14 protein-coding genes are annotated in these 13,817 nt (G+C 62.2%); all 14 read right to left on the bottom strand.

Annotated elements, in window-relative coordinates; genetic code table 11:
- Positions 1–31 precede the first annotated feature (31 nt).
- The 14 genes from BK658_RS08805 to BK658_RS08740 are packed head-to-tail and all read right to left on the bottom strand — an operon-like array spanning position 32 to position 13,808.
- Complete coding sequence (locus tag BK658_RS08805) at positions 32–1,258, bottom strand: beta-ketoacyl-ACP synthase (RefSeq protein WP_123581981.1); 1,227 nt, start codon at positions 1,256–1,258, stop codon at positions 32–34.
- On the bottom strand, positions 1,258–1,986 hold the full coding sequence (gene fabG / locus BK658_RS08800) for a 3-oxoacyl-ACP reductase FabG (protein WP_123581980.1): 729 nt from the start codon (positions 1,984–1,986) through the stop codon (positions 1,258–1,260). Before fabG ends, BK658_RS08805 begins: the two co-directional genes overlap by 1 nt.
- Entirely contained in the window at positions 1,983–2,462 is a 480-nt protein-coding gene (locus tag BK658_RS08795; protein WP_123581979.1) for a hotdog family protein, read from the bottom strand. The genes fabG and BK658_RS08795 overlap by 4 nt, the downstream gene beginning before the upstream one ends.
- The gene (locus BK658_RS08790) at positions 2,459–3,655 is read right to left on the bottom strand and encodes a beta-ketoacyl-[acyl-carrier-protein] synthase family protein (protein WP_123581978.1); all 1,197 of its coding nucleotides are present in this window, start codon (positions 3,653–3,655) and stop codon (positions 2,459–2,461) included. Before BK658_RS08790 ends, BK658_RS08795 begins: the two co-directional genes overlap by 4 nt.
- Positions 3,652–4,137: a DUF3261 domain-containing protein gene (locus tag BK658_RS08785; protein ID WP_123581977.1), complete on the bottom strand. Its 486-nt coding sequence runs from the start codon at positions 4,135–4,137 to the stop codon at positions 3,652–3,654. Before BK658_RS08785 ends, BK658_RS08790 begins: the two co-directional genes overlap by 4 nt.
- A complete protein-coding gene (locus BK658_RS08780; protein ID WP_123581976.1) occupies positions 4,137–4,877 on the bottom strand; it encodes a class I SAM-dependent methyltransferase in 741 nt (246 codons plus the stop codon). The genes BK658_RS08785 and BK658_RS08780 overlap by 1 nt, the downstream gene beginning before the upstream one ends.
- Positions 4,874–6,124: an NAD(P)/FAD-dependent oxidoreductase gene (locus tag BK658_RS08775; RefSeq protein ID WP_123581975.1), complete on the bottom strand. Its 1,251-nt coding sequence runs from the start codon at positions 6,122–6,124 to the stop codon at positions 4,874–4,876. The genes BK658_RS08780 and BK658_RS08775 overlap by 4 nt, the downstream gene beginning before the upstream one ends.
- Positions 6,111–7,271, bottom strand: a complete 1,161-nt coding sequence (locus BK658_RS08770) for a cation:proton antiporter (RefSeq protein ID WP_123581974.1) — start codon at positions 7,269–7,271, stop codon at positions 6,111–6,113. Before BK658_RS08770 ends, BK658_RS08775 begins: the two co-directional genes overlap by 14 nt.
- Positions 7,268–9,607 carry an MMPL family transporter gene (locus BK658_RS08765; RefSeq protein ID WP_123581973.1) on the bottom strand — a complete coding sequence of 780 codons (2,340 nt, stop codon included), beginning with the start codon at positions 9,605–9,607 and terminating at the stop codon, positions 7,268–7,270. The genes BK658_RS08770 and BK658_RS08765 overlap by 4 nt, the downstream gene beginning before the upstream one ends.
- On the bottom strand, positions 9,591–10,190 hold the full coding sequence (locus BK658_RS08760) for an outer membrane lipoprotein carrier protein LolA (RefSeq protein WP_123581972.1): 600 nt from the start codon (positions 10,188–10,190) through the stop codon (positions 9,591–9,593). The genes BK658_RS08765 and BK658_RS08760 overlap by 17 nt, the downstream gene beginning before the upstream one ends.
- Positions 10,187–10,612: an acyl-CoA thioesterase gene (locus BK658_RS08755; RefSeq protein WP_123581971.1), complete on the bottom strand. Its 426-nt coding sequence runs from the start codon at positions 10,610–10,612 to the stop codon at positions 10,187–10,189. The genes BK658_RS08760 and BK658_RS08755 overlap by 4 nt, the downstream gene beginning before the upstream one ends.
- Positions 10,605–12,149 carry an HAL/PAL/TAL family ammonia-lyase gene (locus BK658_RS08750; RefSeq protein WP_123581970.1) on the bottom strand — a complete coding sequence of 515 codons (1,545 nt, stop codon included), beginning with the start codon at positions 12,147–12,149 and terminating at the stop codon, positions 10,605–10,607. Before BK658_RS08750 ends, BK658_RS08755 begins: the two co-directional genes overlap by 8 nt.
- On the bottom strand, positions 12,130–13,077 hold the full coding sequence (locus BK658_RS08745; protein ID WP_123581969.1) for an LpxL/LpxP family acyltransferase: 948 nt from the start codon (positions 13,075–13,077) through the stop codon (positions 12,130–12,132). Before BK658_RS08745 ends, BK658_RS08750 begins: the two co-directional genes overlap by 20 nt.
- The gene (locus BK658_RS08740) at positions 13,074–13,808 is read right to left on the bottom strand and encodes a glycosyltransferase family 2 protein (RefSeq protein WP_123581968.1); all 735 of its coding nucleotides are present in this window, start codon (positions 13,806–13,808) and stop codon (positions 13,074–13,076) included. Before BK658_RS08740 ends, BK658_RS08745 begins: the two co-directional genes overlap by 4 nt.
- Positions 13,809–13,817: the final 9 nt, after the last annotated feature.

Here is a 13,817-nt window from a genome sequence, read left to right as displayed (position 1 = left end):
GATCTTTTGATTTTGATTCTTGATGTGGCGCTTACGACCAGCGGCGGAAGATCAGCGACGTGTTAACCCCACCAAAGGCGAAGTTGTTGTTCATCACGTACTGGCAGCTCATCTCACGGAACTCGCCGCGCAGGTAGTCTAGTTCGCCGCAGCGTGGATCGATGTCGTCGAGGTTGAAGGTATGCGCGTACTCGTCGCTGTTCATCATTTCGATGCTGAACCAGGACTCCAGTGCACCGCAGGCGCCCAGGGTGTGGCCGAGAAAGCTCTTCTGCGAGCTGATCGGCATGTGGCTGCCGAACAGGCTGCTGGTGGCCAGGGTTTCCGCGATGTCGCCTTGCTCGGTGGCGGTGCCGTGGCCGTTCACGTAGCCGATGGCCGAGGGCTCCAGACCTGCGTCTTCCAGTGCCAACTCCATGGCCCGACGCATGGTGGCTTGCTCTGGACGGGTGGCGTGCTGGCCGTCGGCGTTGCTGCCAAAACCGACGATTTCGGCGTGAATACGCGCACCACGGGCCAGCGCGTGCTCAAGTTCTTCGAGTACCAGCATGCCGCCGCCTTCACCGATCACCAGGCCATCGCGCGCACTGTCGTAAGGCCGTGGGCTGGTTTTCGGGGCGTCGTTTTTCAGGCTGGTGGCGTAGAGTGCGTCGAACACCATGGCTTCGGTCGGGCACAGCTCTTCAGCGCCGCCGGCGAGCATCAGCGGCAGACGGCCGAACTTGATCGCCTCGTAGGCATAACCAATGCCCTGGCTACCACTGGTGCAGGCGCTGGAGGTCGGGATCAAGCGCCCGGTGAGACCAAAGAAAATGCTGATATTGGCCGCTGTGGTGTGGGGCATCATGCGCACGTAGGAGTTGGCGTTCAGCCCTTCAGCCACCGAATTGAGCAGCATCTTGCCGAAGGCCTTGATTTCGTCGGTGCTACCGGTGGATGAGCCGCAGGACACGCCCATGCGGCCGTCCTTGATTGACTCGTCACCGAGCAGGCCGGCATCGGCCAGTGCCTGTTCTGCCGCGCCGACCGCCAGCCGGGAAACCCGGCCCATGCTGCGCAACTGCTTGCGAGTCCAGTGGCTCGGGACGACGAAATCATCGATGGGACCGGCCAGGCGCGTGTTCAGCTCGGTGAAACGATCCCACTCGTCCATGCGGCGGATGCCACTGCGATTGGCCTTGAAGTTAGCGCAGATGGTCTCCCAGTCGCTGCCCAACGAGGTGATGCCGGCCATGCCGGTGACGACGACGCGCTTCATCAGCACAGGCCTCCGTTGACGGCCAGCACCTGCCGGGTGATATAGCCGGCCTCGGCGGACATCAGGAAATTCACCGCACTGGCCACCTCTTCAGGGGTGCCCATGCGTTGTGCAGGGATCATTTTCAGCAGCTCTTCCACGGGGACGTTTTCGTCGAGCATCGCGGTGTCGATCAGGCCCGGCGCGACGCAGTTGACGGTGATCTTGCGTTTACCCAATTCGATCGCCAGGGCCTTGGCGGCACCGATCAATCCGGCCTTGGAGGCGCTGTAGTTGACCTGCCCACGGTTGCCGATCAACCCGGAAACCGAGGTGATGCACACGATCCGCCCGGCGGCGCGACGGCGAATCATCGGCATCATGACCGGGTGCAACACGTTATAAAAACCGTCGAGGTTGGTGCGCATCACCACGTCCCAGTCGTCCTCGCTCAGCGCCGGGAAGGCCCCGTCACGCGTCAGGCCGGCGTTGAGCACCACGCCGTAATAGGCGCCGTGGGTTTCCACGTCGGCGTCGAGATGTGCCTTGCAGCTGGCGCGATCCGACACGTCGAATTGCAGGATGCGCGCGCGGCGTCCCAAGGCTTCGATTTCGGCCTGAACGGCTTCGGCGTCGCTGCGGCCGCTACGGCAATGCAGCACCAGATCAAAGCCGGCCTGGGCCAGGCGTAGTGCGATGGCGCGGCCGATGCCACGGCTGGAACCGGTGACCAGTACGGATTCAGTCAAGACTGGGCTCCAGTAGTGCTAGAAGAAGAGTGGGATTCATGTAGATAGTGAGCCGCCTGAGGTGGGCAGAACACATTCAGACGGGCCATGGCATGAATGCCGGGCGCCGTCAGGTGACATTCGAAAACGCCCATGCCGTTGTCGTCTTCGAGCGAACGCAGGGCGTGGATCGTCAGTTCGCTGCCGACCGGAAAGTGTTCCACATTACATTCAAATTTACGCGTACCGAGCAGGAATCCAAGCTCAACCGCATTGCCTCGCTCACGTGCGCGACAACCGGCGTACGCTGCCACACTTTGCGCCATCAGCTCGATACCGACCCAGGCCGGCAAACTGCCGTCGGGTTGGTTGAACAGGCCACCGGGCTTGACGGTGAGGCGGGTGTAAATCTGTTCTTCGTCGAACGACAGCACGTGATCGATAAGGATCATGTCACCCGCGTGGGGTAGCAGTTCGGCGAGAGGCCAATCAATCATTGGGCGTCTCCGATAATCAGGCTGACGTTGTTGCCACCAAAGGCAAAGGAGTTACTCATCAGGCAACGTGCAGTGCTTGGTTCCAGATGATCAGCGGCGGTCACAAAACTCAGCGCTGGCAGTTGCGGGTCGGGCTGGCCGTCCCAGACCTGCGGTGGCAACGCGTGTCGGGTGTTTTCGCGGCTCAGGCTCAGCCAGCAGAACGCCGCTTCCAGCGCTCCGGCCGCGCCGAGGGTGTGGCCGGTCATGGGCTTGGTTGACGAGCAGGGCACGCCCGCCGGGAACAGGCTGTTGACCGCCAGGCTTTCCATGGCGTCGTTGTGTTGGGTGGCGGTGCCGTGCAGGTTCAGGTAGCTGATCCGCTCAGGCGCTAAACCGGCGCTGCGCAGGGCCTTGTTCATCGCTTGCAGGGCACCGCGCCCGCTGGGTTCCGGGGCGGAAATATGGTGCGCGTCAGAGCTGGCGCCGCTGCCCAGCAGGGCAATCGGTTGGCTGCTGCCCAGGTGTTTGCTCATCAGGAAAAGTACCGCCGCCTCACCTATGTTGATGCCGTTGCGATTGACCGAGAACGGATTGCAGCGCTGCTCGGATACCGCATCCAGCGCCGAAAAACCGTTGAGGGTCAGTTTGCACAGACTGTCGACGCCGCCGCACAGCACGGCATCACACACACCAAGGTCGAGCAAGCGCTGGGCACTCAACAAGGCGCGGGCACTGGAGGTGCAGGCCGTGGAAATCACATAGGCCGGACCGCTCAGTTGCAGCCAGTCGGCGAGGAAGTTCGCCGGGGCGCCAAGTTCCTGTTGTTGGTAGTCGTATTCTGGCGGGAACTGACCGTCCCGCAGGTAATGGGCAATCCCGCGACTGGCTTCGTCGATGCCCGAAGTGCTGGTGCCCAGGACGATGCCGATGCGTCCACGGCCATAGGTTTGAATGGCGTGTTCGATGTCTTCGCGGATTTGCAGCGCGGCGTCCAGCAGCAACTGATTGTTGCGGGTGTTGTGCTGCTTCAGTGCAGCCGGGATCGCGGGCAACTCACCGTGTACCGCCGCCACCGGCAGCGAACGCTCAGGCACCCAGCCGGCCTCGACGCGCATTCCCGAGCAGTCGCCGGCAAACAGGTTGCGGGCCACTTCGTGTTTGTTGCGGCCCAGGCTGCAGATCAGCCCGAGGGCGTTCAGGTAGGCCGTCATGGCGCAGTCTCGGCGGTCAGCGGGGTGACGTGATAGTTCAGCTGTTCGGGCAGCGTCAGCACGAAGTCCGACGGGGTTCGATACAGCACCTGCCAGTGCGGCGTCAGCGAGCGTAAAGCGGCATGACGCCGGGCAGCAGGATAATTATTGAGCAACTCGGCCTCCGGTGTCAGGGCGAACAACAACGCGGCAAACAACTGGCGCGCTTCCGGGTTGGGCGGCAGCAGTCCGTCGGCCTGCCACTGGTTGTCGATCAGGCGCTGGCGAGCCACCGGAATGCCCAGTGGGTCCATCAGCGACCAGCGAATGCCGGCACCTTCGCGCTGGATCACCAGCAACCAGTCCTGGCGTTGATCGGCCCGCTGGCGCTCGACATGCAATTGCAGCGGCAAGGCCAGTGTCGGGTTGCGCTCGGGCAGCGGCGGCTGGCTGGCGCAAGCGCTCAGCAGCAAGGCACAGCACACGAGCAGGAGGCGAATCATTAGCGCGTACCTTCGAGCGGTTTACGGGCAACCACGTTGACCAGGGTTTCTTCCCGTTGGCCAACCGGTTTTGGGCGGCGCAGTCCAAAGCGTTCGAGCAAACCGAAATCCTTCGCGCGACTCCACCACAGATAAGGGTAGGACACGTTTTGCGGGCCGAATTCAAAACCCTGCTGACGAATCATCTGCAAATAACCGTCGGCGCTCTTTTGCACGTGCATCGGGTGGCGGAACAACCAGCGAATCACCCAGGTGTCGATGTAGGCTTCGGTGGACTCGGCAAACATCAAGTAACCACCCGGCTTGAGCACCCGATAGAACTCGGCGAGGGCTTGCTCCTGTTCCACCAGGTGGTGGAAGGTCTGATGGCAGAACAGCAAATCGACGCTGGCGTCCGGCACCTTGAGGGTCGCGCAATCGCTGCCGATCAGTTCGACGTCGATGTTCTGGCGCCGGGCCTCTTCGCCGCTGAGCTTAAGGCTGTGCGGGTCTGCGTCCAGGCCGATCAGCCGTTGCGGGGCAAACACCTGATGCAGGTACTGAAACGACTTGCCCTGACCGCAACCGGCATCCAGCAGCACCGGATGGTTGGGCAGCGCTTCGCTGAACAAGCTGCGCAGGTCGTTGATTGCCACCCGCAGCACGTGGTGCTGCCAGGTGAAGCTGCGCAGGAACCAGAAACCGAAGCGGGTTTCTTCGACGTAACTGTCGCTGAGGTACTGTTGTTCGGTGTCACTCACGTTGCATCACTCGCGCAAATCTCCGAGAGCATGCGCAACCGGCGCTTGGGCTCGCTGACGAACGGATTGCGCTCGTCCCAGGCGTAACCGGCAAGGATCGCGCTGATCATGCGACGGATCTCCGGAGCGCTGCCAGGGTGGAAGATCACATCCTGGAAGGTCCCGGCGTACCAGCCTTCGACGTAACAGCGGAAGGTGTCGACACCGCGCTTCAGTGGCACGGCAAACTCGCGTTGCCAGTCCACGCTTTCGCCTTGCAGTTGGCGATGCAGAACGCCGGCGGCCATGCTCGCCGAACGCATGGCGATGGTGACGCCGGAGGAAAACACCGGGTCAAGGAACTCTGCGGCGTTGCCGAGCAAGGCGAAGCCTGGGCCGTGCAAGGTTTTGACGTTGGCCGAATAGCCGCCGATGGTCCGCGCGGGCGTGTCCCAATGGGCGTTTTTCAGCACCTTGGCCAAGCTCGGGGTTTCGGCGATGAAGCCACGCAGGCAGGCGTCGAGATCGTCGCCGCGGCCTTCGAAGTGTTCAGCCGCGGCAACCACGCCCACCGAACAGCGACCCTGGCTGAACGGGATGGTCCAGAACCAGATGTCGCGGTGGGTCGGGTGGGTGGTGATGAGGATCTTTTCACGGTCGAAGTGCGGTCCGTCGTCGATGTGGTCTTCGATGTGGGTGAACACGGCCTGGCGCAGCGGGAAGTTCGACGGTGCTTCAAGGTCGAGCAGGCGCGGCAAGACGCGACCGTAGCCGCTGGCATCGAGCACGAAGTCGGCTTCCAGACGGTATTCGCTGCCGTCTTCACGGCGAGCACTGAGCCGAGGTTTCGCCAGCTCGAAGTTGGCACTGATGATCGTCTCGCCGTAACGGATTTCTACCCCTTGCAGCGCTGCCTGATCGGCCAGCAACTTGTCGAAGTCAGCGCGCTGGACCTGGAAGGTGGTCGGCTTGCCGTTGCTGAAGGTGTCGCCGAAATCGAACGTGCTGTAGCGCTCGCCCCAGGCGAACGCCGCGCCGTTTTTCAGCTGAAAGCCGGCGGCTTGTACCGCTTCGAGCATGCCGGCTTCTTCGACGAAATCCAGGCAGTGCGAGAGCAGGCTTTCGCCGATCGAAAACCGTGGGAAGTGCTGACGTTCAATGATCAGCACGTCATGGCCGTTACGCTTGAGCAGCGCAGCGGCGATGGCGCCCGATGGGCCGGCACCGATAACGATGACCTGGCGACGTTCCGTATCAACTGTTGGCACTGGAGCTCCTTGCCGGGGCGGCGAGCTGTGAGGGGATTCGGTGCACACCGGCAAGTGCCGGCAGCAGCGTTGCGATCAAACCCATCAGCATTAGCGCGAAATACAGCGCCGGGCTGATCAGCTGTTGTTGCAGCAGCAAGTTGAGAAAGACGATCTCGCTCAAGCCGCGAATGTTCAACAGCAGACTTTCGCGCCAGCGGCTGGCGCCAACAAACGATGCACCGGCCCAACCGAGGCCGAGCCAGTTACCCAGCAGCTTGCTGGCGATGGGAAACACCAGCAGCGCACCGAGCTGCATCCAGCTGAGGCTGTCCATGGCGCTGTGCACGTTGATCTGCACAATGCCGAAGGTCAGGATCAGCGGGATTGCGATGCCGTTCTGCAAGCGGCTCATCCAGGCAGCCGATAACGGTAGCACCAGCGGTAGCTTGAGCGCAGCCATGCACAATAGATAACCGATGCCGAAAATCAGCGCATTGAGTTTGAAGTGTTCCGCCACCACCAGCAGCGCGAAGAAACCCAGGCTGTGCAGCAACGGTTGGCGCAACCCGAGCACACGCAGCAGCAACGGCAGGCAGGCGCCGGTCAGCGGCAGCAACAGGCTGCTCAGGTGCAGGCTGCCTTGGGCGAAAGCGAACAGGCTCCAGCAGGTCAGGTCGATGAGGATTGCGGTTTGCACCAGTCGGCGAGTAGCGACCGGTGGATAGTTGATGTGCCGCAGGTACAGATACAACACCGGAATCGCCGTGATCGCGAACAACAGGCCTACCGCCAGCGAACTCAACCACGGCTGAGCCGGCAGCAGCCAAATGGCGGTCGCCAGACCACAGACGAACGGAATGCAGAAACTCGGCAAGGCGATTTTCAGGCTCTGGCGATCCAGCTTCAGGTCGATCACGTCGCTGAGAATATGCCCCAGCAACAGCGCGAAACTCAGGCTGTAGAGGTTTTTCAGCCAGCCTGGCGAGACCAGCTCAGCACCGCTCAACTGCCAGTACGGTTCAATCCAGAAATACATCAACAGCGGCAGGCCGAAGGTCGCCAGCAGCAACTGGCTGACAATCGGGATCAAGCCAAGATGACGCCCGACACGAGTCGCCACCGCGAACAGCGCCAAGGCCAGCAGCCAGAACAGCGCGGTCATCATGCTGCCGGCTCCGCAACGGGCGCGGCATGCGCCGAAGGTCTGGCCCACGGCGCGAGGATGAAGCTGAAGGCCAGCCCGAGGCTCACCGAAAGACCGAAGTTGCTCACCGCCGGAGTGCTGGAAATCGCCAGCAGACCAAACGACAGCCACGTGGTCGCCGCCGCCAGCAGCGTGCCCAACAGGCTCACGGCGGCCCCGCCGATCTGCTCGCGCATGAGGATCGCGTAATCGACACTGATGGCCGTCACCAGCAGCAGCCCGAATACGCTGAACAGCGTCAGCGGCTGGCCCAGCCAACCGAGGCTGGACAGGCTGCACAATGCCGCCAGTAATGGCAGTGCAACGAGCCGCAGGGCGCCGCCAAAACCGAAGGGTAGAATCAGCAGCAACACGATCAATCCGCAGGACATCAGTTTCAGTTCAGCAGCACTGATCTGGGTGGCGGCGAAGACCTTGTTCAGGTCATCCAGACGATCCACCAACTGCACACCCGGCAAATCCAGCGCCTGCACCCGCAGCAATGCGGCATCGTTCAAACCTTGCAGGCTGATCATGGCCGCCACGCCATCATCCGAAACGCCCAGCCACAGCGGGCGCCACGGCTCGGCCAAGGGCCCGGCCAGCGCCGTGTCGATGTCTTCGACCGGCAAGGCCTGCAACTGCGCCAGTTCGGCTTGCAGTGCGGTGACCGGGATACCGAGGTCGAGCAACGGTTGCCAGAATGCCGGGAGTTTATTCAGGGCGTCGCGAACCTGTTGCTGCTCGGAAGGCAGGCTGACCAGCTGACTCAGCGCCAGGTAGCCTTTGAGCTTGTCCAGATTGACCAACTGATCCAGACGCTCGCTGAGGGCTTTCTGGCGCTCGAACAGTTGCTGCTGGTTGGCCGCGCGAACCAGGAAGAACTGACTGGTAGGTTGATAGCCGGTGATCCGCGCAATGGTCTGCGCTTCGTTCATCAATTGCGGCGGCGCACTGACCCACTGACGGATGTCGTTTTTCGTGGTCAGGTGCCACAAGCCGCCAGCACAAAAGGCCAGGACCAACACCAGCAGGACCGAACTGCGCACGCGTTTGAGCAGCGCGGCACGCACGCTCACCAAAAATTCGGCCACCCGCAGTGGCCACTGGGCGGGCCGCAGGTCCGCACCCTTGAGCAGCGCCGGCAGTAGGCATACCGCCGACAGGTAGGCGCCGAGCAGGCCGGCGGCGGAGAACACGGCAATCTGGGTCAGCGCCGGGAACGGTGTCCAGGCCAGTGCCAGATAACCGATGCAACTGGTGGCCAGGCTCAGGGTCAGCCCCGGCAAGGTCAGGCGCAGTGCGGGCCAGCTGTGCCAGGGTTTCAGGCTCCAGCTCTTGGACAGGTAATGCAGCGGATAGTCGACCGCGACGCCGATCAGGCTTGACCCGAGCACCAGGGTCATCACGTGCATATGGCCAAACAGCGCGACGCAGGCCACCGCACCAAACAGCATGCCGACCAACACAGGGATGAAGGCCAGCAGCACGCGAAATCTGCGAAACGCCAGCAACAGCAGCAACAGGATGCCGACGGTTGCACCACCGCCGACCCAGGTAATTTCGCGGGTCGCTTGCTGTTGACCGTTGGCGGCGTACAGCAGGCCACTGGCGGCGAGTAGTTGCACATCGGCCTGCGTGGCTTCTTCGCGGCTGTGCTTGAGCAGCTCGGCGACCTTCAGCGGCAGTTGCATATCGAACGCGTTGCCGCTGGTGCGGGCTCGCAGCATGACCCAGCTTTTGCCATCGGCGTCGGCGATCAATGTGCCGCTGCCAATGTCCAGTTGCACTGAACCGTGTTGCGGTTGGCTGTTTTGAATGCGTCCGGTCAGGCCCAGCCAGTCATCCTGGCTCGGCACCAGGCTGAAACCGGTAAAGGGGTCGAACAGCGCTTGCACGCGCTGCTGGATGAAGGCTTGCGGTTGTTCGATCAACTGTTGCCGATCGGCGGCCGAGAGCATCGCCAACCGACCTTGCAGCAGCTGCGTGCGCAGCGCGGGCAAGTCGGCTTGCAGGTTCCATTGGACTTTCTCGAACAATCCGCTGGCCAGCCACTGTTCGCCGAGTTTTTGCGTCATGGCGATGGCTTGTTCGCGATCGGCGTGGCCGACCAACACCAGCATTTCGCGATTCAGCGGTTCTTGCATGCGCTGTTCGGCCTTGAGCTCCAGCGCATCCGGCGCGGTGCCCGGCACCAGATCCATCAGGTTGGCCGACAGCGGTGCGCCGTCGTGCCATTGCCAGCCGGCGAGTGCGAGCACCGCCAGCAGCAGGGTCAGAAATAGCCGTGGAAGCATCCGTTCACTCGGCAAAGTCATGTTGCTCCGTATCGCTCAGTGGGGTGGCGCTGGTGGTGTCCTGCATGCTCAACACGGTGCTGTCGCCCTGGGTTTCCAGCAACTCGATGCGCTGCACCAGTTCGCCACCGTCGATGTTGATCTGATTGAACACTTGCTTGAGCAGCATCGAACGCGGGGTCAGTGTGAGCTTCCAGTGTTGTGCTTCGCCGCTCAGCGACAACTCGAAATCCCGTTGCAGTCCACTGCTGTCGCCTTGCAGTACCGCAAGGAAAATGCGGTTCTGCTCGGCGCCGGCACTTTTGCCCGGCAGCATTTGCCAGCCGCTGCCGTCACGCCGTGCGATGCCCTTGGTGCTGATCCGGTAATCCTGTTGCAGTGGAGTCTTGAGCAACCACAGCAAACCGTGATCCCTGGCCAGTACGAACGAGCCCTTGCTGGTCAGCGGTTGCGGCAGGGCACGCAGGTGTTTTTCCTGAATGAAACTGCCGTGGATCACACTCGGTTTGGCCAGTTGGTCGCTCAGTTGTTGTAGGTCGAAGGCGTTAGCCAGCGATGCAAAACCCAGCAACAGCAGCAGTCCGAAAGGTTTGAACAACTTCATGGCAACATCCTCTCGACCGCATCGACAAACACCTTCGGCGACGCCAGTTGCATCTCGCGGCTGGCGACGTGCACGGCGACCTGCACCGAGCTGGCGCGGGTCAGGCGTTCACCGGTGGCGAGGTCGCTGATCAGGTAGCTGATCTTCAGACGGTTTTCCCATTCCACCAGACTGGCGCGGACGTTGAGCGTCTGGCCGAACACCGCGCCGCGGACATAACGCAGTTGCAGGTCGATCACCGGCCACGCGTAGCCGGATTCCAGCATGGCGGTATAGTTGTGGCCGAGCTGGTCGAGCAGGGCGCAGCGGGCGACTTCCAGATACTTCACGTAATGGCCGTGCCAGACCACGTTCATCGAGTCGACGTCGAAGAACGGCACGAGGATTTGCGTATCGGCGTGAAGCACTCCCTTGCTACGCATGCAGCCTCCAGTGTTGTTCGGCGATACGTTGCAGACACAGACGCAATTCACCTTCCAGGGCGCGGTCTTCAATGACCGGCGGGAAATCCTTGGCGAGCTCTGCGTGCATTGCCGCCAGCGCCGGCGGCAATGGCCGGGCGTCTTCTGCCTGGCTGCGCAACCAGACTCCTTGATTGGCCGCCAACAGGGTCGCAGCGGCAACCTGTTCGGTCAGCTCCAGCACGCGGATCGCATCGCGGGCAGCGATGGTGCCCATGCTGACTTTGTCCTGGTTGTGGCATTCGGTGGAGCGTGAGAACACGCTGGCCGGCATGGTGTTTTTCAGCGCTTCGGCGGTCCAGGCGCTGGTGCCGATCTGCACCGCTTTAAAGCCGTGGTTAAGCATCGCGCGCTCGGCGCTGGCGCCCGACAGGTTGCTCGGCAAACCGTGGTTGTAGCGTTCATCCACCAACAGCGCGAGCTGACGGTCAAGCAGGTCGGCAACGTTGGCCACGAGGTTTTTCAGGCTGTCCATGGCGAAGGCAATATGCCCGCCGTAGAAGTGCCCGCCGTGTAGCACGCGCTCGGCTTCAGCGTCGATGATCGGGTTGTCGTTGGCGCTGTTGAGTTCGATCTCGATGAATGAACGCAGCCAGTTCAGGCTGTCGGCCAACACACCAAGCACATGCGGTGCGCAACGCAGCGAATAGCGGTCTTGCAGGCGATGCAGCGGTGCGGTCGGTGCGTCGATCGCCAGATCCTTGCGCAACCACGCGGCAACCTGCATCTGGCCCGGGTGCGGCTTGGTGGCGAACAGGCGCTCGTCGAAGTGCTCCGGGTTACCTTGCAGGGCGACCACGTTCAGCGCGGTGATGCGTGTGGCCAGTTGCAGCAGGTAGTCGGCACGGGCGAAGGCCAGGCAGGCGAGGCCGGTCATTACCGCCGTGCCGTTCATCAGCGCCAGCGCTTCCTTGGGCCGCAGCACCAGCGGCTCCCAGCCGAGTTCGCGGTGGACGTCGGCAGCCTGTCGGCGCTCGCCCTTGAACAGCACTTCGCGCTCGCCGGACAAGGTCGCGGCCACGTACGACAGTGGCGTCAGATCACCGCTGGCACCCACCGAACCCTCTTCCGGGATCAGCGGCAGAATGTCGTTTTCGAGGAAGGCGTGCAGGCGTTCCAGCAGCTCGATACGAACCCCGGACACGCCGTGGCACAGCGACTGCAAACGCGCTGCAAGCACCGCGCGGGTCGCTTGGGCGTCGAGCAATTTGCCCAAGCCGCAACCGTGGAAGGTGTACAGATGACGCGGTAGCGCTTCGACATGATGCAGCGGCACCGCGACCACGCAGGAATCGCCGTAACCAGTGGTCACGCCGTAGATCACGCCTTCCTTGTCCAGCAACGAATCGAGAAACCGCGCACCCTTGGCGATGCGCTCACGGTATTCACCGTCGTTTTGCAGTTGCACGGGCGCCTGACGGTTGGCCAGGGCCAGCACGTCTTCGATGCGCAAAGGGAGTTCGCCGAAGGTTACCGGCTCAAGCAGATGCGTCGTCATCGGTCTTCCAGAATGGGTAAAAGTTGAACCATTGTTGGGGCGCCTCAAGGCAGCACTGGCCAAGGCGTTCGGCGTAGCGCGTGGCCCATTGGTGAATCACTTGCTCGCGGTCGCTGCGCTTCCACACCACCGCGTCGGTGAAGGGCTCGATGATCAGTCGATAGTCGCCCGTCGGTTTCTTCAGGCACAGCAGAAAATTGACCGGGCACTTCAACAGGCCGGCCAGCAGCCACGGACCTTGGGGAAACGCGGCCGGATGACCGAGGAAGTCCACCGTCACGCTGCGCCCGCCGTGCAGCGGCACGCGGTCGCCGGCAATTGCCAGCCACTCGCCGCGTTCCAGGCGCTGGCTCAGTTGCAGCATGATCACCGGATCCAGTTCGCTGACCTGGATCAACCGCAGATTGGTCGCGCCCGCTTCGCCCAGCAGTCGATTGAAACGCTCGGCGTGCTTGGTGTGCACCAGCACGTTCATGGTGACCCTTTCACCGAGTTCGGCGAGGGCCCGGCAGACTTCAAGGTTGCCCAGGTGAGCGCCCACCAGCATCTGCCCGCGTGTGCCGCGCAGTTGATTGCGCAACAGCGCCGGGTCGATGATTTCGATCTGTTCGATGCTCAACTTGCCGTTCCACACGTCGAGCTTGTCGAGCATGGAATCGGCGAAGGCCATGAACTGGCCAAACACCCGCCAATGGGTCGGGCGCAATTCGGTGCGGCCACTCCAGTCGGCGAGGCGCTGCTGGTATTGCCAGGCGCTGTGGCGGGCGCCGCGACCGAATATGAAAAAGTACAAGACGATGCCATAGAGCAGCGGGCTCAACAGCCGACGCCCGAGCGCTTTTGCGCAGAACGCGATGAATTTCATCAGCCAGAAACTGCCGCGTTCCTTGTGATCGGCCCAGTGCTCGTTGTCTGCATTGATGCTCATGTTCGCCACCGTCGCCAAAGAATGACCGGCGCCCGTAGCAGCATGCCGAAGAACAGGCGGGTGTGCATGCTCGTAATCAGCACATTGTCGCGAAACAACCGAAAATGCGAGACGCCATCCAGGGGGTAGTGAACCTTGGTGTGCAACCAGCGCATCGGCAGATTGCGCCAGGCCAGGCGCACAATGATGTCGGTGTCGAAGTCCATGCGATTGCCGATCTTCACCGAGTTGATGAGCGCCAGCGTCGGCGGCAACGGGTAGAGGCGAAAACCGCACATGGAGTCGCGAATCTGCAATGACAGGGTGTTGATCCAGACCATGACGTGAGTCAGGTAGCGGGCATACAAACGGCCCTTCGGCACACTGGCGTCGTACAGCGGGTAGCCGCAGATCAGCGCGTCGGGATGGGCGCGTGACTGCTCGATGAAAGTCCGAACGTCACTGAGGTCGTGCTGGCCATCGGCGTCCACCTGCAAGGCGTGGCTGAAGCCCAGGCGCGAAGCTTCGCGAAACCCGGCCATGACCGCGCCGCCCTTGCCCTGATTGACGGCGAGTTTGATCAGGAAAACCTGGTCACGCCGGGCCAGTTGTTCAAGCACCTCCGCGCAGGCCGGATTGCTGGCGTCATCCACCAGAATGCACGGCAGTTGGTTGGCGAGCAGCGCATCGACCACGTTGGTGACGGCAGTTTCATGGTTGTAGACCGGGATCACGGCGCAGGGGTTATGCATGTGTTGTCC

The sequence above is a fragment of the Pseudomonas brassicacearum genome, from assembly GCF_003732175.1.
Lineage (GTDB): Bacteria > Pseudomonadota > Gammaproteobacteria > Pseudomonadales > Pseudomonadaceae > Aquipseudomonas > Aquipseudomonas brassicacearum_G.
The sequence above is the reverse complement of the archived record's forward strand: the minus strand, read 5'-3'. Positions and strand labels throughout refer to the sequence as shown.

Coding starts and splice junctions, on each gene's coding strand:
- BK658_RS08805 (WP_123581981.1), bottom strand. CDS start 1,258: ATGAAGCGCGTCGTCGTCACCGGCATGGCCGGCATCACCTCGTTGGGC.
- BK658_RS08795 (WP_123581979.1), bottom strand. CDS start 2,462: ATGATTGATTGGCCTCTCGCCGAACTGCTACCCCACGCGGGTGACATG.
- BK658_RS08790 (WP_123581978.1), bottom strand. CDS start 3,655: ATGACGGCCTACCTGAACGCCCTCGGGCTGATCTGCAGCCTGGGCCGC.
- BK658_RS08785 (WP_123581977.1), bottom strand. CDS start 4,137: ATGATTCGCCTCCTGCTCGTGTGCTGTGCCTTGCTGCTGAGCGCTTGC.
- BK658_RS08770 (WP_123581974.1), bottom strand. CDS start 7,271: ATGATGACCGCGCTGTTCTGGCTGCTGGCCTTGGCGCTGTTCGCGGTG.
- BK658_RS08765 (WP_123581973.1), bottom strand. CDS start 9,607: ATGACTTTGCCGAGTGAACGGATGCTTCCACGGCTATTTCTGACCCTG.
- BK658_RS08760 (WP_123581972.1), bottom strand. CDS start 10,190: ATGAAGTTGTTCAAACCTTTCGGACTGCTGCTGTTGCTGGGTTTTGCA.
- BK658_RS08755 (WP_123581971.1), bottom strand. CDS start 10,612: ATGCGTAGCAAGGGAGTGCTTCACGCCGATACGCAAATCCTCGTGCCG.
- BK658_RS08750 (WP_123581970.1), bottom strand. CDS start 12,149: ATGACGACGCATCTGCTTGAGCCGGTAACCTTCGGCGAACTCCCTTTG.
- BK658_RS08745 (WP_123581969.1), bottom strand. CDS start 13,077: ATGAGCATCAATGCAGACAACGAGCACTGGGCCGATCACAAGGAACGC.
- BK658_RS08740 (WP_123581968.1), bottom strand. CDS start 13,808: ATGCATAACCCCTGCGCCGTGATCCCGGTCTACAACCATGAAACTGCC.